The 17,807-nt window shown below is 69.3% G+C and carries 20 protein-coding genes; 9 read left to right on the plus strand and 11 right to left on the minus strand.

Annotated features, from left to right (window positions below):
- Positions 1-122: 122 nt before the first annotated feature.
- Entirely contained in the window at positions 123-824 is a 702-nt protein-coding gene (ctrA, locus tag MRB58_RS18740) for a response regulator transcription factor CtrA (RefSeq protein WP_244778611.1), read from the minus strand.
- A 760-nt stretch (positions 825-1,584) separates the two neighbouring features.
- On the opposite strand from ctrA, the gene MRB58_RS18745 reads away from it, so the two are divergent.
- On the plus strand, positions 1,585-1,944 hold the full coding sequence (locus MRB58_RS18745; RefSeq protein WP_244778612.1) for a hypothetical protein: 360 nt from the start codon (positions 1,585-1,587) through the stop codon (positions 1,942-1,944).
- A 207-nt stretch (positions 1,945-2,151) separates the two neighbouring features.
- Here the strand turns inward: MRB58_RS18745 and MRB58_RS18750 are convergent, their stop codons facing one another.
- From MRB58_RS18750 to lgt, 6 genes are all read right to left on the minus strand, one after another.
- Complete coding sequence (locus tag MRB58_RS18750; RefSeq protein ID WP_244778613.1) at positions 2,152-3,084, minus strand: ribose-phosphate pyrophosphokinase; 933 nt, start codon at positions 3,082-3,084, stop codon at positions 2,152-2,154.
- 163 nt (positions 3,085-3,247) lie between these two features.
- Positions 3,248-3,739 carry a hypothetical protein gene (locus MRB58_RS18755; RefSeq protein WP_244778614.1) on the minus strand — a complete coding sequence of 164 codons (492 nt, stop codon included), beginning with the start codon at positions 3,737-3,739 and terminating at the stop codon, positions 3,248-3,250.
- A complete protein-coding gene (locus MRB58_RS18760) occupies positions 3,736-4,887 on the minus strand; it encodes a Xaa-Pro peptidase family protein (protein WP_244778615.1) in 1,152 nt (383 codons plus the stop codon). The genes MRB58_RS18755 and MRB58_RS18760 overlap by 4 nt, the downstream gene beginning before the upstream one ends.
- Before the next feature lie 2 nt (positions 4,888-4,889).
- Positions 4,890-5,672 (minus strand): peptidoglycan editing factor PgeF, encoded by a 783-nt coding sequence (gene pgeF / locus MRB58_RS18765; RefSeq protein WP_371747304.1) that lies wholly within the window; start codon positions 5,670-5,672, stop codon positions 4,890-4,892.
- 39 nt (positions 5,673-5,711) lie between these two features.
- The gene (locus MRB58_RS18770; protein WP_244778617.1) at positions 5,712-6,791 is read right to left on the minus strand and encodes a class I SAM-dependent methyltransferase; all 1,080 of its coding nucleotides are present in this window, start codon (positions 6,789-6,791) and stop codon (positions 5,712-5,714) included.
- Positions 6,788-7,657 carry a prolipoprotein diacylglyceryl transferase gene (lgt, locus tag MRB58_RS18775; protein ID WP_244778618.1) on the minus strand — a complete coding sequence of 290 codons (870 nt, stop codon included), beginning with the start codon at positions 7,655-7,657 and terminating at the stop codon, positions 6,788-6,790. The genes MRB58_RS18770 and lgt overlap by 4 nt, the downstream gene beginning before the upstream one ends.
- 161 nt (positions 7,658-7,818) lie before the next feature.
- Between lgt and MRB58_RS18780 the strand changes: the two genes are divergently transcribed.
- The 8 genes from MRB58_RS18780 to MRB58_RS18815 all read left to right on the plus strand — a co-directional run bounded on the left by MRB58_RS18780 (position 7,819) and on the right by MRB58_RS18815 (position 13,134).
- On the plus strand, positions 7,819-8,127 hold the full coding sequence (locus MRB58_RS18780) for an accessory factor UbiK family protein (RefSeq protein WP_244778619.1): 309 nt from the start codon (positions 7,819-7,821) through the stop codon (positions 8,125-8,127).
- A 158-nt stretch (positions 8,128-8,285) separates the two neighbouring features.
- Complete coding sequence (locus MRB58_RS18785) at positions 8,286-8,789, plus strand: YbjN domain-containing protein (RefSeq protein WP_244778620.1); 504 nt, start codon at positions 8,286-8,288, stop codon at positions 8,787-8,789.
- Positions 8,790-8,830: 41 nt separating this feature from the next.
- On the plus strand, positions 8,831-9,625 hold the full coding sequence (gene proC / locus MRB58_RS18790) for a pyrroline-5-carboxylate reductase (protein WP_244778621.1): 795 nt from the start codon (positions 8,831-8,833) through the stop codon (positions 9,623-9,625).
- A gap of 61 nt (positions 9,626-9,686) precedes the next feature.
- Positions 9,687-10,694: a TetR/AcrR family transcriptional regulator gene (locus MRB58_RS18795; RefSeq protein WP_244778622.1), complete on the plus strand. Its 1,008-nt coding sequence runs from the start codon at positions 9,687-9,689 to the stop codon at positions 10,692-10,694.
- A gap of 69 nt (positions 10,695-10,763) precedes the next feature.
- The gene (locus tag MRB58_RS18800) at positions 10,764-11,114 is read left to right on the plus strand and encodes a tRNA-binding protein (protein WP_244778623.1); all 351 of its coding nucleotides are present in this window, start codon (positions 10,764-10,766) and stop codon (positions 11,112-11,114) included.
- Positions 11,111-11,722, plus strand: coding sequence for a bifunctional nicotinamidase/pyrazinamidase (pncA, locus tag MRB58_RS18805; RefSeq protein WP_244778624.1), 612 nt, complete (start codon positions 11,111-11,113; stop codon positions 11,720-11,722). The genes MRB58_RS18800 and pncA overlap by 4 nt, the downstream gene beginning before the upstream one ends.
- A gap of 80 nt (positions 11,723-11,802) precedes the next feature.
- On the plus strand, positions 11,803-12,492 hold the full coding sequence (locus MRB58_RS18810; RefSeq protein ID WP_244778625.1) for an FAD-binding oxidoreductase: 690 nt from the start codon (positions 11,803-11,805) through the stop codon (positions 12,490-12,492).
- 159 nt (positions 12,493-12,651) lie between these two features.
- Positions 12,652-13,134 carry a GFA family protein gene (locus MRB58_RS18815; protein ID WP_244778626.1) on the plus strand — a complete coding sequence of 161 codons (483 nt, stop codon included), beginning with the start codon at positions 12,652-12,654 and terminating at the stop codon, positions 13,132-13,134.
- Positions 13,135-13,147: 13 nt separating this feature from the next.
- Here the strand turns inward: MRB58_RS18815 and MRB58_RS18820 are convergent, their stop codons facing one another.
- The 4 genes from MRB58_RS18820 to radA are packed head-to-tail and all read right to left on the minus strand — an operon-like array spanning position 13,148 to position 17,460.
- The gene (locus MRB58_RS18820) at positions 13,148-13,897 is read right to left on the minus strand and encodes an SDR family NAD(P)-dependent oxidoreductase (RefSeq protein ID WP_244778627.1); all 750 of its coding nucleotides are present in this window, start codon (positions 13,895-13,897) and stop codon (positions 13,148-13,150) included.
- A complete protein-coding gene (purF, locus tag MRB58_RS18825) occupies positions 13,897-15,405 on the minus strand; it encodes an amidophosphoribosyltransferase (protein ID WP_371747201.1) in 1,509 nt (502 codons plus the stop codon). Before purF ends, MRB58_RS18820 begins: the two co-directional genes overlap by 1 nt.
- Positions 15,347-16,048 carry a CvpA family protein gene (locus tag MRB58_RS18830; protein ID WP_244778629.1) on the minus strand — a complete coding sequence of 234 codons (702 nt, stop codon included), beginning with the start codon at positions 16,046-16,048 and terminating at the stop codon, positions 15,347-15,349. Before MRB58_RS18830 ends, purF begins: the two co-directional genes overlap by 59 nt.
- Positions 16,048-17,460 (minus strand): DNA repair protein RadA, encoded by a 1,413-nt coding sequence (radA, locus tag MRB58_RS18835; protein ID WP_244778630.1) that lies wholly within the window; start codon positions 17,458-17,460, stop codon positions 16,048-16,050. The genes MRB58_RS18830 and radA overlap by 1 nt, the downstream gene beginning before the upstream one ends.
- Positions 17,461-17,807: the final 347 nt, after the last annotated feature.

A 17,807-nucleotide genomic window follows, 5' to 3' on the forward strand; every position in this document is an offset into this window, starting at 1 on the left:
CCGCACCGTGGCCGCGGCGCGGCCCAATTCGTTAAGGCACTTGACGCTGAAACGCCTCGGCCCTTGGAGAAGGGCCGAGGCGTTTGGCGTTGCCTGACTGTCGGGGACCATGGTCCCCCCGCTCATGCCATTTCGCGGCGGACTTCGGGTTCCGGCTCCCGCAGCACGTAGCCGCGGCCCCAGACCGTCTCGATGTAGTTGCGCCCGCCGGTCGCCGCCGAGAGCTTCTTGCGCAGCTTGCAGATGAAGACGTCGATGATCTTCAGCTCCGGCTCGTCCATGCCGCCATAGAGATGGTTCAGGAACATCTCCTTGGTGAGCGTGGTCCCTTTGCGCAGGGAGAGGAGTTCCAGCATCTGGTACTCCTTGCCGGTGAGGTGGACCCGCTGCCCGTCGACGTCGACCGTCTTGGTGTCGAGGTTCACCGCCAGCTCGCCGGTGCGGATGATCGACTCGGCGTGGCCCTTGGAGCGCCGCACGATGGCGTTGATGCGCGCCACCAGCTCGTCCTTGTGGAAGGGCTTGGTGAGGTAGTCGTCGGCCCCGAAGCCCAGACCCCGCACCTTGTCTTCGATGTTGCCGAGACCCGACAGGATCAGGATCGGCGTGTCGATCTTGGAGACGCGCAGCGTCCTCAGGACCTCGTACCCGGACATGTCGGGCAAATTGATATCGAGGAGGATGATATCGTAATCGTACAGCTTACCGAGGTCGATGCCTTCTTCGCCGAGGTTCGTCGTGTAGACGTTGAACCGCTCGGAGTTCAGCATGAGCTCGATGGACTGAGCGGTGGCGCTGTCATCCTCGATCAATAGAACGCGCATGCAAGTCCCCTCATGCGATCCGCCGGAAAGCGGGTCTTCGTATATTTCGGTTCGGGCCAACGACCCGGAGCGGAATCGCCGATTCAGTGCCGAATCCTTGGTACCAAAACGGTGCATCGTCCGGCGCACTGCGAGAGGCTTGTCCAAGACTTTCGCATTGCCGCGCGGAAGACGAGGACGACCATGAGCGGATCCGGTAAACGATTGCTTAATCGCCGCCCTTCGCGCGTTAGGCTTTACAGGGCGGCAACCTATCGATCCCAGGTTTTCTGCGGGGTTAGCCCAGCGGGGCCTGTGGCATCGCCGCCACACAACCCTTAACACGTCGATTCCCCGCGGCAACCGCCCAGCGCCTGCGCGATCCGGAAATTCATTGAATCTTCAGCATGATATCGCGCGAACGTCAGTTCGTGCGCCGTCCCGGATCGCCATTCGTTGCGCATTTTTGTCGGCAACCGATCCAATCGGCCGGCGGCTGGGCACGAAGCCGTAACCATAGGCCGCTTAGATGGGCGGGCCGGGGGAGGGCGAATCCCGCGTCGACCCAGGGGTTTTCGACGCACGCGTCCTGCCGGCGACGAGACAGAGTGAATCGAAGGGAAAGAAAGCCGGTGCGGTCGAGACGGTTCGTTCAAAGCCCGGACAGGCTTTCCCTCCCTCTGGTTAACGCAGCGTCCCGGTTTGGACAGAGCCGGCGAACCAAATGGCAAGTCGCGGTGGCTAGGGTGCACCTCGCTCAGAAATACCGGGGGCAACCACTATGAAGCCGCGCGAAAGCACGATTCAGGCGAAAGAGTTCCAGGCGGCGGCGTTGCGCCGCCAGCTCGCTCAGTACGAGCGCATGATTGCCGATCTCGAGGTGATCCGCGTCGAGCTGGGCAAGCAGATCGAAGGGGAGGAGCGCCGTTCGGGCGTCGCCGACCCGGCCAACTTCGCCTATTCCACGGTGGCGCGGGCCGCGCGCGAGCGTCGCCGCAACCTCACCACCACGATCGACGATCTCACCGGCCGCCGCGAGGCCGTCGAGGAGGAGCTGCGCGACATCGACGGCTTCTTCGACGCGCTCGGCGCCTCGGCCAGCGACGCGCAGCACAGCTACACCCGCACCGCCGCGGCCTGAGGCCGCGCTCGGCGCGCCCCGAACGGGGCCGCCCCGGCGCCGCCTGAGCCGCACCGGGCTTCGCCCGGCGGGATCCCAACCGGGCCGAGCCCGGTCTGGACCAGGCCATCCGACAGTTTCACCGGGATGTCGCGGAGCGCGCGCCGCGCGTCGTCGTGCGTGCCCGCGACCGGGCAGACGACCGGGCAGGCGACCGGGCGCGGAGCCTCAGTCGAAGAGGCTCGAGACCGACTTTTCCAGCGCCGTGCGCGAGATCGCCTCGCCGATCAACGGCGCGATCGACACCACGCGCAACTTGTCCGCCGCGTCGATCGGCTCGGTGACGGCGATCGAGTCCGTGATCACCAGCTCGTCGAGCCGGGAGGCCTCGATCCGCGCCACCGCGCCGCCCGACAGCACGCCGTGCGTGATGTAGGCGGCGACGCTCTTGGCGCCGTTGGCCAGCAGCGCGTCGGCCGCGTTGCACAGCGTCCCGCCGGAATCGACGATGTCGTCGAACAACAGGCAGTCGCGCCCGGCGACGTTGCCGATGATGTTCATCACCTCCGACTCGCCTGGCCGCTCGCGCCGCTTGTCGACGATGGCGAGCGGCGCGTCGATCCGCTTGGCGAGCTCGCGCGCCCGCACCACGCCGCCGACGTCCGGCGAGACCACCATCAGGTTGTCGAGCGTGTAGCGCTCCTTGATGTCGCGGCTCATCACCGGGGCGATGTAGAGGTTGTCGGTCGGGATGTCGAAGAAGCCCTGAATCTGGCCGGCGTGGAGGTCAACCGTCAGCACGCGGTCGGCGCCGGCGCGGGTGATGATGTTGGCGACCAGCTTGGCCGAGATCGGCGTGCGCCCGCCCATCTTCCGGTCCTGCCGCGCGTAGCCGAAATAGGGGACCACCGCGGTGATGCGCCGGGCCGACGCGCGCACCAGCGCGTCGATGATGATGAGGAGCTCCATCAGGTTGTCGTTGGCCGGGAAGCTCGTCGACTGGATGACGAAGACGTCCGCGCCGCGCACGTTCTCGCGGATCTCGACGAAGACCTCCTGGTCCGCGAACCGGCGGACGGCACACTCCGTCAGCGGAAGGTCGAGATATTGCGAGATCGCCTCGGCCAAAGCGCGGTTGGAATTGCCTGCAACGAGTTTCATGGCGCCGCCGTTGGATTGCGAGAAGCGCACTGATAGGGCGTCCGGTCGCTTCGTACCAAGATTTGAGACCACGCGGAACGCGTTAAGCACAGCTGATGCGGGGACGCGTGCGGCAATTCGGTCACGCCATCGTCACGAAACGGGCGTAACGGCCCGGCGCGGCTCACGCGTCCGAGTAGAGCCACGCCCGCACCAGCGCGGCGACACGCCGGGCGATGATGTCCAGATCGCGCTCGTCGACCGAGGCCCACGGGTCGCCTTCGGTGGAGTTGGAGCGCTTGGTGCCGGAGATCCGGTGCAATCGCTGCCCGGCCACGTCCTTCACCTCGAACACGTAGAAGACCAGCGAGTTGGTGTCTTCCGAGACCGCCGTCAGCGTGCCCTCGATGGTGAACATCGCCCGCCCGCCCGGCCGCTTGATGACCGTCAGGCCCTCGTTCTCCATCCGCCGCCACAGCCGCCGCTGCAACTCGTCGCCGACGTTGCCGGGCATGCCGGGGAACGGCTCGAAGGCGAAGCTCGCGTCCTCGGGCCGGCCGGGCGCGGGCATCGGCGAATAGGCGTTCATGTCGAGGCCGGTGGCGAGGCCCGTCAGCTTCGGCGCGTCACACGCGGCGAGCGCCAGGACGCTCAGGAGGGCCAGCGCCGGCTTCATCGCGTCAGGAAGCGGGGCTCGAGCGCGGAGAGGGGCTCCGGCTCGCCATCGGTCGTCAGGAAGGTGCGGCCCAGGTTCATCGCCGTGCCGCTTTCCGAGTCGAGCAGGATCATGTGCGCGAACAGCACCATGTTGGGCACGATCTCGGCAGGGTTGGCGGGGTAGAACATCGGCCACTGCATCCAGGACGGGGTGAACGCCGCGCCCAACGAGTAGCCGCAGGCGTTCAGCCGGAGGCTACCCATACCACGCTCGTGCAGCACGCGGGCATGGGCGTCGAACACATCCCCGAAGGTGTTGCCCGGGCGCATCGTTCTGCGCACTTCGGTGAGCGCGGCCTCGGCCGCGTCGTACATCTCGCGGTGGCGCGGGCGCGGTTCGCCCAGCACCACCGTCTCCATCATCGCGACGTGGTAGTGGCGGTAGGTGCCGGCGAATTCCAGCGTCAGCTGGTCGTTCGCGTCAAGCCGGCGGCGCCCGGCGGCGTAGCGCACCAGCAGCGCCTTGTCGCCCGAGCCGATGACGAATTCGTTGGCCGGATAGTCACCCCCGCCGGCGAACACCGCGCCCTGCATGGCGGCGAGGATGGCACCCTCGTCCGCGCCGGGCTTGGTAAGAGCAAGGCCGGCCTTCAGCGCATCGTCGGCGAGGCGGCCGGCCTTGCGCACGCACTCGATCTCCGCCGGGCTCTTGACGCTGCGCAGCTCCGGGATGATCGGCGAGGCTTCGACGAGGGTGCCGAAGTTCTCCAACTGCTCCTCGACGCGCTTGCCGTTCTTGGCCGTCAGCCCGTGCGTGTCGGTCTCGATGCCGAGGCGGCAGCCGAGGAGGTCCATCTCGAAGAGGTGGTCCTTCAGCGCCTTGGCGGGGTCGGCCCCGGCGCGGTCGGTCCACACGATGATCTCCTCGATGATCGAGGTCTGCCGTGCCTGGCGCAGGTCCGCCGAGCGGGTCAGCAGCGCCATCCGCCGCGCCTTGGTCACGATGAGGCACTGGAAGAAGACGAAGCCGAACGTGTCGTATCCCGTCAGCCAGTACATGCTCTCCTGGCTGAATAGGAGCATCGCGTCGAGCCGGTGCTCTTTCATCTCGGCCTGGAGGCGGTCCATGCGCGCCTCGAACTCGTCGCGGGTGAAGTGCAACGCCATCGTCAGGCCTCCAGTGAGATCGCCGCGAGGAGGCTGCCTTGGCCGGGTTCCTCGCGGTGGGTGCGCCGCCGGTAGGAGTAGAAGCGCGCCTCGTCGGTGTAGGTGTCGCAGTCCAGGGCCTCGACCCGGCGCACGCCGGCCAGCGCGAGGCGCGCGGCGACGTAGCCGGGCAGGTCGAACATCAGCCGCCCCGCGGCCGAGGAGGGGGCGAAGAACGGGTCGGTGTCGATGCCGGACGGGGTCTGCGCCTCGACGGCGGCCTTCAGCTCCGGGCCGACCTCGTAGGAGGTCCGGGCGATGGTCGGGCCGATGGCGACGACCACGTCGTTCATATCGGCGCCGGCTGCCGCCATCGCCTCCAGCGTCGCCTCCAGGACGCCGCCGACGGCGCCGCGCCAGCCGGCATGCGCCGCGCCCACCACGCCGGCCCTCGGGTCCGCGAACAGGACCGGCGCGCAGTCCGCCGTGCGGATGCCGAGCGCGATGCCGGGGACGGCGGTGACCATCGCATCCGCCTCCGGCCGCTCGCGCGTCGGCGCGGTGACGGTGTGGGCGATCGCCGAGTGGGTCTGGAAGCGCAGGACCAGGTGGTCCGGTGCCACGCCCATGTGCTCGGCGATGCGGGCGAGATTGCGGGTGACGGCGTCCTGGTCGTCGGCCGAGCCGGTGCCGGCGTTGAGCGTGGCGTAGAGCCCGGTCGACACGCCGCCCTCGCGGGTGAAGAAGGCATGGCGGATCCGCGGCAGCACGAGGCTTTCAGCCGAGATCGGGTTCGGCGGACGGATCACGTGAGGTCCCTCGTTTGGGTCAGACCGCCGCTCCTATCAGTCGCCCGGTTCGTTCACAACCGCGAAACCGGGGGGCGTGGCCGGGCGCGGGGTGATCGCCAGCGCCTTGAAGAGGGTGCCCATCTCGCCCTCGCCGTCGCCGGCGAGGCGGCGCACCACGGCCTCTATCATCGCCCGTTCATCGGCGCTGGCGCGCGAGCCGAGCGCCCCGGCGCGTTGCAGCAGCCCCAGCGCGACGAGGAAGTCGCCCTGGTCGACCGGGCCGTGCGTGTGCGCCCGCGCCGTCCGCGCCGCCGCCGCGAGCGCGCCGAAGTCGACATGCGCGGAGAGGTCCGATTCGCCCGGCCGGTCCAGCACGTCGACATAGGCGTGCCCCCGCACCGCCTGCAGCGTCTCGCCGCTTTCCGCGGCGGCGTAGCCGTAGTCGACGACGAGCGCGGCGCCGACGTCGTGGGTGACGAGGGCGCGGGCGAGCGAAGCGACGAGGGCGTCGGCCGCCGGGCGCAGCTCGCGCACCGCGCCATCCTCGGCCTCGGCGGCGAACGGGATGGGGAAGGGGGAGAGGCCGAATGCCAGCGCATCGCCGGTGAGGCCGACGACCCGCTCGAACCAGCGGCCGTCACGGCGCACCAGCTGGCGCACCGGCAGCGCGTCGAAGAACTCGTTGGCGACGAGGTAGAAGGGGCGCTCGGTCGGCGGCCGGTCGGTCCACGCGATGTTGGGGTGCAGCGGGGCGAGGCTGCGCCGCTGCACCTGCCGCAGCCGGTCCGAAGCCTCCACCAGCACCACCCGGCTCGCCGCCACGAAGCGCGGGTCGGTGGCGCACACCCGCAGCACGTCGCGCATCAGCGTGCCGCGTCCCGGCCCGAGCTCGACGAGGTCGAACGGGGCCGGGCGCCCGTCGGCGATCCAGCGGTCGAGCACGAAGGCGCCGACGATCTCGCCGAACATCTGGCTGATCTCAGGCGCGGTGATGAAGTCGCCGGCGCTGCCGAAGGGCTCGCGGCGGGCGTAGTAGCCGTCCGGGTCGGTGAGGCAGGTGCTCATGTACTCGGCGACCGTGACCGGGCCGGCCTGCGCGATGCGGCGGTGGAGCCGCTCGGCGACCGGGGTCACGTCGCCTCCGCCGCGGGCGGCGCGGCCGCGGGGTAGGCCGGCCGCGCCAGTGCCCGCCACACGATCGCCCCGCCGATCAGCACCATCGGCAGCGACAGCAGCATTCCCATGGTGACGGGGCCGAAGAGAAAGCCGAGCTGCGGGTCCGGCATGCGGAAGGTCTCGCCGACGAGCCGCACCACACCGTAGCCCGCGCCGAAGAGGCCGAGCGTCAGCCCCGGCCGCCTGAGGCCGCCCATGCGCACGACCACGGCGAGGACGGCGAGAAGGAGCGCGCCCTCCAGCGCCGCCTGGTAGAGCTGGCTGGGGTGGCGGGGGAGGTCGCCCGCGCGCGGGTCGGGAAAGACCATCGCCCAGGGGACGTCCGTCGGCCGGCCCCACAGCTCGCCGTTCACGAAGTTGGCGAGGCGGCCGAAGAAAAGTCCGAGCGGCACCACCACGGCGATCACGTCGAACACCGCGACGAAGGGCACGCGCTTGTGCCGGCAGAAGGCCGCCACCGCGACGATCACGCCGAGGAGCCCGCCGTGGAACGCCATGCCGCCATCGTTGATGCGTATCATCTTGATGGGGTCGGCGAGGTACACACCAAGGTCGTAGAAGAGGATATAGCCGAGCCGCCCGCCGACGACGATGCCAAGCGTGACCCAGGTGACGAGGTCGTCGATGTCCGCGACGCCTGGGCGCGGGCGGGTGCCCCACAAAGCCGGGGTCCGCACCAGCCACCTTGCGTAGAGCCAGCCCAGCAGGATGCCGGCGATATAGGCCAGGGCATACCAGCGGATCGGGATCGAGAGGTCGGCGAAAGGGATCGGAATGACAATTGCATTCGGATCGATGGCCGGAAACGGGATGACAGGCAGCATGGGCGACTCGCTGATGACGATGTTATCAAGTATCGCGAGCGAGCGCGACACGCAGGTGATGGCCGAACGGGTTCCCCTGCACCAGATCACGCCTTGTCCGGCCCGCTTGAAGGGACCACGTCCCTGGGAAAGAATGCCGTCGCCTTGGATTGGAGAGCGTCATGACACAGACCAATAACCGCTTGATCGACGAGATCGCCCGCCTGGCGACGGACGCGGCCGCGGTCGCCCAAGGTGCGCGCCGCGAGGTCGAAGGCGCCATGCGCGGCCAGGTGGAACGGCTCCTGGCCGAGGCCAATGTCGTGCAGCGGGACGAGTTCGAGGCGGTGAAGGCGATGGCCGTGCGCGCAGCCGACGAGGTCGACGCTCTGCGCGCCCGCGTGGAGGCGCTGGAGGCCCGTCTGGCCACGCCGATGGGGGAGACGGCGGCCGGATCTGGCGCCGGGATTGAGGGGCAAGGTCCGCAATAGTCCGCGCCGTGGACCGCGGGCCCCGCGCCCTTTCCATGCCGCACCTTATCTGATCTCCTGTCGGCGACAGCGCGGGATTCGCCCCTTGCGCTATCAACGTCGTCCCAAGCGCGGGAGCCCGAAGGGGCCGCTCTCCCCGCGTGCTGAAAGGATCAGCGATGAGCTTGATCGACTACGACGAATTCACTGTGACCGCCAATCCTATCGACCGCATCGAAGAGGTGGCCAACGGCAACGACTGGACCTACGAGCGCGTCGGGGACGACGAAATCACCATCTCCGTCCACGGTCGGTGGAGCGCCTACCACGTCGCCTTCACCCACATGGACGAATTCGACAGCCTGCACATCGCCGTCGCCTTCGATCTGAAGGTGACCGAGCCGCGCTATACCGAGGTCACCCGCCTCCTGGCGCTGGTCAACGAGCGGATGTGGATGGGCCACTTCGACCTCTGGAGCAAGGAAGGCGTCGTCATCTTCCGCCACACGCAACTCCTCGCCGGGGACGAGCTACCCGCGTCCGGCCATGTCCAGGCGCTCCTGTCACACGCGGTGGAGACGTGCGACAGTCACTATCAGGCGTTCCAGTTCGTCGTCTGGGCGGGCAAGAGCGCCGCGGAGGCGCTGGAAGGCGCCCTCTTCGAAACCGTCGGTGAGGCGTGAGTTCGGATTTCATCCGGGACGCGGAAGCAAAAGAACGAGACATGTCGCCTGAACGTCCTCTCCTTCTCGTCGGTGCCGGCAACATGGGCGGCGCCATGCTGGAAGGCTGGCTCAACGCGGGAACCGATCCGCGCTCGATCATCGTCGTCGACCCCGCCGCCGGGATCGACACGCCGCGCCGGCCGGGCTTGCGCTTCCTCGCATCGCCGCCGGACATCGTCGCCCACACCATCGTCCTCGCGGTCAAGCCGCAGAGCATGGCCGAGGTTCTGCCGACGCTCCAGGGCAACGTCGACGACGAGACGGTGATCGTCTCGATCGCCGCCGGCATCACCGTCGCCACGCTCAAGCAATTGGGGCGCGGGCCGATCATCCGCTCGATCCCCAACACCCCGTCCTCGATCGGTCAGGGGATGACCGCCGCCGTCGCGATCGACGCGCCCGAGCATGTGGTCGAGATCGCGGACGAGCTGTTGTCGGCGCTGGGCAAGGTGGCGTGGGTGGAGGACGAGGGGCTGATCGACGCCGCGACCGCAGTCTCCGGCTCCGGCCCGGCCTACGTCTTCCACCTCGCCGAGGCGCTCGCCGCAGCCGGCGTGGCGCAGGGGCTGCCGGAGGACGTCGCCGCGACGCTGGCGCGGCAGACCGTGGTCGGTGCCGGTGCGCTCCTTGGGCGCAGCCCGCTTGATCCGGCGCAGCTGCGCCGCAATGTCACCTCACCGGGGGGCACCACCGCCGCCGCGCTGAATGTCCTGGCGGACACCGGCGCGCTGACGGAGCTGATGACCGAGGCCGTCGCCGCGGCAGCCAAACGCTCCCGCGAGCTGGGCAGCTAGGCCGGCGGCCTCCCGCCCGAAGGGCCCGGCGGGGATTGCCCCGCCTTCACGGGAGGAACCGGTGAACACGACCGACCAGATCATCGACGCTATGCTGCGGCTCCTGGAGACGAAGCGCTTCGACCGCATCTCCATCCAGGACATAGCCGACGAGGCTGGGGTGAGCCTCTCGGTCCTCAACGCCACCTTCGCGAGCCGTGGGGCGATCCTCGATGGGTTCGTGCGCCGGATCGACCAGGAGGTCCTCGCCGCTTCGTTCGAGGACATGGCCGACCAGCCGCCGCGCGAGCGCCTGTTCGATGTGCTGATGAGCCGGCTCGACGCGCTCGGCCCGCACCGTGCCGCGCTGAAGTCGCTGATCCGCTCGGCCGCGCGCGATCCGGCGCTGGGCCTGTCGCTCAACGCCATGGCGGTGCGCTCGCAGGTGTGGATGCTGGCTGCGGCGGGGATCGACGCGTCGGGCCTGCGCGGCAGCGTGGCGGCGCAGGCGTTGACGGCCGCCTTCATGCGGGTGCTGCGCGTGTTCGTCGACGAGGACGACTCCGGCATGCCGCGCACCATGGCCGCGCTCGACCAGGAGCTGCGCCGCACCGAGAGCCGCCACAATCGCCTGGCGCGCTGGCTGGGCCCCGCGATCCGCACCCGCAAGCCCACCGAGTCCGCGACTGGCGACGCCGCGCCCGAACCCGCCGCGGTCCGGCGACCTGTGGCCGAAGCCGAGCCGCAGCCGCACCCGCACCCACATGAGCCGCACCCCTACGAGCCGGAGCGGCGCGCGCCGGAGTGGGTGCACGCGCACGCCGACGCCGCCAACGACGAGACGCCGAGCTTCACCGCCGCCCCCTCGCAGACCGCGATGCCGTTCGACGACGCCGCGCCGCTGACGGAAGCGATCGCGGATGCCGTCCCGCTGGACGCGCCGAAGCCGGCGCAAAGGGAGGCGGCGCCCCGCCCAGAGGCGGCGCGCGAAGCCGCGCACGACGGTGCGGAGGGCGCCGGCGCGCCGGAGAATCGCGCCGCCCCGCGCGAGGACGGCGAGAGCGACGAGGCCGACAAGCCGGCGTCCTGACGGCGCCACGGCGACGAGGCGGCACGCGGGTGAGGTGGCACGGCGCGCCGAGCATGCTAGACGGGCCGCATGAGCGCACTCAGCCCCTCCATCGTCTTCGACGACTTCCTCAGAGTCGACATCCGGGTCGGCACCATCGTCGCCGCGGAACCCTTCCCCGAGGCCCGCAAGCCGGCCATCAAGATGCGGATCGATTTCGGTCCCGAGGTCGGCGAGAAGAAGTCCTCCGCCCAGATCACGGTGCACTACACGCCGGAGGAGCTTCCCGGCCGCAAGGTGATGGCCGTGGTCAACTTCCCGCCGCGCCAGATCGGCAAATTCATGTCCGAGGTGCTGGTGCTCGGCTACGAGGATGCGCAAGGCGCCATCGTCCTCGCCGTGCCGGACAAGGACGTCCCCGACGGCGCGAGGCTGATGTGAGCCGGCCGGCCGTATCCACCGCGCTCCTGGTGGTCGACGTTCAGAACGACTTTTGCCCCGGTGGCGCACTGGCGGTGCCGGAGGGGGACATCATCGTCCCTGGCATCAACGCCGCGATGGCCGCCGCGCCGTCGGTGATCCTGACGCAGGACTGGCACCCGGCCGGGCACTCGTCGTTCGCCTCGTCGCACCCCGGCCGCGCCCCGTTCGAGACGACCGACATGCCCTACGGCCCGCAGGTGCTGTGGCCCGACCATTGCGTCGTCGGCTCGCACGGCGCCGCCTTCCACCGCGACCTCGCGACCGACCGCGCCGATCTCGTCGTGCGCAAGGGCTTCCACCGCACGGTCGACAGCTACTCCGCCTTCTTCGAGAACGATCAGACCACTCCCACCGGGCTCGACGGCTACCTGCGCAGCCGCGGGATTGCCTCGCTGACCATCGTCGGTCTCGCGACCGACTTCTGCGTCGCCTATTCGGCCCGCGACGCGGCACGCCTGGGCTACGCGGTGACGGTGCATATGGCGCTGTGCCGGGCGATCGATCTCGACGGTTCGCTCGCGGCCGCGTTTGCCGATATGCAAGCGCTCGGCGTGGCGATAGACTGAAATTACGGCCGAAACGGCGCCCACATAGAACAAAATTCGGGGGACCGGCGTTCTCTCCATGTATGAATGGAGACAGCTTGATGAACCATACACTGACATTGCAGAGCAAAGAGCATGTCACGCACGATACGGTTCACCTCGTGTTCGACCGTCCCGCCAGGTATCATTTCCGGCCCGGTCAAGCCAGTCACTGGGGTCTGGATGTTCCCGGCTTTCGGGATGCGGGCAAGCCGTTTACGATCACGTCGCTGCCCGACCAGGATCAGCTCGACTTCATCATCAAGATCTACAATACCGCCGACCACCCGGACCATGACGGGGTGACCGAGCGCATCGGCCAGTTGGTGCCGGGGGACCGCGTCTTCGTCGACGATCCCTCGGGCGACATTCGCGACGAAGGGCCGGGCGTGTTCGTCGCCGGCGGGGCGGGGGTGACACCGTTCATCCCGATCATCCTGGAGCGGGAGCGCAACAACGGGATGCGCGGCTGCGCGCTGATGTACTCCAACAAGACCGAGGACGACATCATCCTGCGCGAGACGTGGGAGGCGATCGGCGGCCTGCGCACGATCTTCGTCACCACCGACGCCTCCGGTCCGCACCCGCAGCGCAAGATCGACGCCGCCTTCATCGACGAGATGGTCGGCTTCGACAACCGCTTCTACGTCTGCGGCCCGCCTTCGATGATGAAGGCGGTGATCCACGACCTGCGCGCCTACGGCGTGCCCGACGAACAGATCATCGTCGAGAAGAAGTGGCTGGAGGGCTGACGATCCGGACCTCCGCCGGTTGCCGGCGGCGCTCCCCGGTCGCCCCGCCGCGTCCCGCGGCCCGCGGCCCGTCACGCCGGTCGAAGCCGCATCTTCGGTGAGCGTCGGCGCAGCGGAAATGCGCTAGGCTGGCGCCGACGCGAGCATCGGAGGGCGGGAATGAACGACGGGATCCATTCGGGAGGCTGCACGTGCGGCCGGATCCGCTACACGATGGAGGGGCCGCCGCTCGTCGTCCACGCCTGCCACTGTACGTGGTGCCAGCGCGAGACCGGTGCGGCTTTCGCCGTCAACGCCATGATCGAGGCGGAACGGGTGCGCCACGTGGCGGACGAGCCGGAGCTCCTCGCGACCCCCAGCGCCAGCGGGCGCGGACAGGTGGTCGCCCGCTGTCCGAGCTGCCGGGTGGCGCTGTGGAGCAACTATCCGACCCTCGGCGCCCTGACGCGCTTCGTGCGCGTCGGCACCCTCGACCTGCCGCACTCCATCGCGCCCGACATCCACATCTTCACCGAGACGAAGCGCCCATGGGTGGTGCTGCCGCCGGACGTCGCCGCCGTCCCCGCCTACTACGACCGCGCCGCCGTCTGGCCGGCCGAGGCGCTCGACCGGCTGCGGGTTCTGCTGGCGCGGGCCGGGTGACGCCGCCGCCGGCTCAGACGAAGTCCCGCTCGGGGAAGGACCAGGTCGCGCCGTTGCGGGTGAAGGACGGCGCGCACATCGCCGCGATGTAGGGCGCGACGTCCTCGGGGGTGGGAAGCGTCATCGGGTCTTCGCCCGGCACGGCCGCGGCGCGCATCAGCGTGCGGATGGGGCCGGGGGAGAAGAGGTTGGCGCGAATCGGGGTGTTGGCGACCTCGGCCGCATAGGTCGCGACCAGCGCGTTGAGGGCGGCCTTGGAGATGCTGTAGGGGCCCCAGTTGGGCCGCAGCTTCGTGGCCGCACCCGAGGTGAGGAACACGCAGCGCGCCGCCGTGGCGGCACGCAGGACCGGATCCAGCGTGCGGATCAGCCGCCAGTTGGCCGACACGTTCACGTCGAACGTCTCCTGCCACACCTTGGCCGGGACATGCGCCAGCGGCGCGATCCGCCCCAGCAGCCCCGCGTTGCCGACGAAGATGTCCAGCTTTCCCCACCGCTCGTGGATCGAGGCGCCCAGGCGGTCGACACCCGGCCCGTCGGTCAGCTCGATGGGGACGAGGGTCGCCATGCCGTTCACACCGCGAATGCGGTCGTCCAGCGCCTCCAGTGCCTCGACCTTGCGGCCGACGGCGATGACGTGGCACCCCCGTGCGGCGAGGTCGACGGCGACCGCCTCGCCGATGCCGCGCGTGGCACCGGTCACGACGGCGAGGGTCCCGTCCAGGCGGCCGGGGTCGGACAGTCCGGTCGTTGTGTCGTCCATCAGGCCTTCTCGAGGAACGCCAGATGGTCTTGCGGCAGGTGGTCCGTCCGATCGGTCAACGTCGTCGGGTACTCGCCGGTAAAGCAGGCGTCACAATATTGGGGAACGTCGTGGCGCGAATCCTGCCCGGTCGCGCGGTAGAGACCGTCGATCGACAGGTAGGCCAGGCTGTCGACCCGGATGTAGCGGGTCAGCTCCTCGACCGACATGCGCGAGGCGATGAGCTTCGACTTCTCCGGCGTGTCGACCCCGTAGAAGCAGGAATCGGTGGTGGGCGGGGAGGCGATGCGCATGTGCACCTCCGCCGCGCCCGCGTCGCGCACCATCTCCACGATCTTCATCGACGTGGTGCCGCGGACGATGGAATCGTCGACCAGCACGACGCGCTTGCCCTTCAGCAGCGCGCGGTTGGCGTTGTGCTTCAGCTTCACACCCATATGCCGGATCTGATCCGACGGCTCGATGAAGGTGCGGCCGACATAGTGATTGCGGATGATGCCCAGCTCGAACGGGATGCCCGCGCCCTCGGCATAGCCGATCGCGGCGGGGGTGCCGCTGTCGGGCACGGGGACGACGATGTCCGCCGGGGCGGGTGCCTCCTTGGCGAGCTCGTGCCCGATGCGCTTCCTCACGTCGTAGACATTGAGGGCGTTGATGGTGGAATCGGGCCGCGCGAAATAGACGTACTCGAACACGCAGAAGCGGTGGGAGGGACGCTCGGGGAAGGGGCGGACGGACTCCAGTCCCCGCTCGGAGAGGACGACCATCTCGCCCGGCTCCACCTCGCGCACGAAGCGCGCGCCGATGATGTCGAGCGCGCACGTCTCGGACGCCAGGACGTAGGCGCCCTCGTAGTCGCCGATGACGAGCGGGCGGATGCCCAGCGCGTCGCGACAGCCGACCATGAGGTTGTCCGTCAGCGCGACGAGGGCGAAGGCGCCCTCGATCTGGCGGATCGCGTCGACGAAGCGCTCGATGAAGGTCGCCTTGGGGGAGGTGGCGAGGAGGTGGATCAACACCTCGGTGTCGGACGAGGACTGGAAGATCGACCCCGAGGCCCGCAGCGTCTCGCGCAGTTTGCGGGCGTTGGTGAGGTTGCCGTTGTGGGCCACCGCGAAACCGCCGATCGCCGTCTCGGCGAACAGCGGCTGGACATTGTGCAAGGCGGGCTCGCCTGTCGTCGAATACCGATTGTGGCCGATCGCGCGGTCACCCTTCAGGCGGTCGATGACCTCCTGACTGGTGAAGTTGTCGTCCACCAGGCCCATGTGCCGCTCGAGCCGGAACTTGCCGCGGTCGCAGGCGACGATGCCCGCCGCCTCCTGCCCGCGATGCTGGAGCGCATGGAGCCCGAGCGCCGTCAGCGCGCTCGCGCCGGGGTTCCGGAAGACCCCGAAGACACCGCATTCGTCGTGGAAGCGGTCGTCGGTATCGATCAGGCGCGCCAACTCAGTTCGAGCTCGGCGTATCGCCGCCGAGCGGCTGGGGCTGGATGACGGTGTTGTCATCGCTCCCGGTCGCCGGGTCGGAGGCCGCGTCGATCGTCTGGTCGAGCTCCTGCTGCTGGTTGGGCTGGTAGGACGGGGCGGCCGCGTCGGTGCTGGAGCCGGGCGTGGTGGGCGCCGGGGTGGAGTCTCCGCCGTCCTCGAAGGCGCCGCGGATGGCCTGCTCCGGATCGTCCGGGATCGCCGCCAGCAGGCGCTCGCCCAGCTCGGAGAGCTTCGGATAGGAGGCGGCGGTGGTGACCCAGGCGGGACGGTCCGGCGCGGCGACGAGCCAGTTGAAGAAGATCACCGCGACGACCACGAGAAGCAGCCCGCGCGCCGCGCCGAAGACGAAGCCGACCAGGCGGTCCACCGCGCCGACGGGCGAGTCCATCACGAAGTCGGAGATCTTCATGGTGATGAGGGAGACGACGATGAGAGAGACCAGGAAGATGCCGGCGGCGGACAGGCCGATCGCGATGGTCTGATTGTCGACGTACTGCGAGACGTAGGGCAGGGCCTGCTCGTAGAACATGTAGGCGAGGACCGCAGCGGCGACCCATGCGGCGATGCTCAGCACCTCGCGGACGAAGCCGCGGAACATGGCCAGCACTGCCGAAATGAACACCACGGCAATAACCACGCCGTCGAGGATCGCGATATTCATCAATCGTCTCCGAAAGAGGAGGCCTGCCGCTCGTCGGCGAAGCCATTTGGGGCGATGCGGTGAACCAAATCGCTAAGCAATGCAACCTCACTGGTTGCGCAACCCTCGCTATCCGCAGCTCCTTGCGGTGGAACGATGGCTCCGCGAAAGCCGAGCTTCGTCGCCTCCTTGAGCCGCCCATTCGCATGGGGGACCGGACGCACGCGGCCCGACAGACTGACCTCACCGAAATAGACCACGTCGGCCGGGAGCGCGATCCCGGCGCGAGAAGAAATCAGCGCTGCCGCAACTGCAAGGTCCGCCGCCGGCTCCGCAATTCTCATTCCCCCTGCCACCGCGAGATAGATATCGTAGTTGGATAGCACAAGCGCACACCGTGCTTCCAGGACCGCCAGCACCATCGATAGTCGCGAGGAATCCCAACCGATCACCGCGCGACGCGGCGTGCCGAGGCGCGAGGGCGCCACCAGCGCCTGGACCTCGACCAGGAGCGGGCGCGTGCCCTCCATCCCGGCGAACACCGCCGCGCCCGGCGAGGAGACGTCCCGCTCGCCCAGGAACAGCTCCGAGGGGTTGGCGACTTCGCGCAAACCCCCGCCCGTCATCTCGAAAACGCCCAGCTCGTCGGTCGGTCCGAAGCGGTTCTTCGAGCCGCGCAGCAGGCGGAAGGCGTGGGACGGGTCGCCCTCGAAGGTCAGCACCGCGTCGACCATGTGCTCCACCACGCGGGGGCCGGCGAGCTGGCCGTCCTTGGTGACGTGTCCCACCAGAATGACCGCCGCGCCCGACAACTTTGCATAGCGGATCAGCGCCTGGGCCGAGGCTCGCACCTGGGTCACGGTGCCGGGCGCGGCCTCGGCGATGGAGGTTTGCAACGTCTGGATGGAGTCGATGACGACGAGCGCCGGCGGCGGGCCGGCCGACAGCGTCTCCAGGATGGTCTCGACCTCGGTCTCCGCCGCCAGCGCGACGGGCGACCGGTCGGCCCCCAGGCGGCGCGCGCGCAGCTGGACCTGCGCCGTCGCCTCCTCGCCGGTGACGTAGACGACGCGGCGGCCGGTGTCGGCCAGCGTCGCCGCGACCTGGAGGAGGAGCGTGGATTTGCCGATGCCCGGATCGCCGCCGATCAGCACCGCCGAGCCCGGCACCAGCCCGCCCCCGGTCACGCGGTCGAACTCGCTGATGCCGGTCTCGATACGCGGCGCCTCGGGAATCGGCGCGTCGAGCGAGGAGAGGGCGAGGCGCCGGCCCTTGGCGCGCGAGGTCTTGCCCGTCGCAGCGGTCATGATGTCGGCGGTGGCGGCCTCCTCGACGATGGTGTTCCACTCGCCGCACGCCTCGCACTTGCCCGCCCAGCGGGAGGTGACGGCCCCACATTCCTGGCACACGAAGCGAGCGGCGCGCTTGGCCAATGGCAGCTCCTTTGGCGAGGCCGGTCGCCGCAGCGCCCGGCCGTCGTCGGGACCGTCGCGGGACGGGTCCGGGTGGCAGCCGCACCCCATGATGTCGACGGCTGCCGCGGATCGGCGCCCGGTGGGCCGGGTCGATGGGGTCGGCTGCGTCGCCGGCGAGCGCCGCGACATCGTTCGACCCGTCCTTTGATCGAAGGACCGTGGTGCCCCATCGCACACGGAAGCGAAAGTCCATGCGCGCCGTTGGTCCCCGATGCGCACATGTTCCGTCGCCCCCAGCCGCCGAATTCCCCCGAATGGCGGGGTGCGATGGGCGGGCCTTCCCGGACGCCGAAGACGGATCAGGT

Origin of the sequence: Acuticoccus sp. I52.16.1, from assembly GCF_022865125.1 — a bacterium.
Taxonomy (GTDB): domain Bacteria; phylum Pseudomonadota; class Alphaproteobacteria; order Rhizobiales; family Amorphaceae; genus Acuticoccus.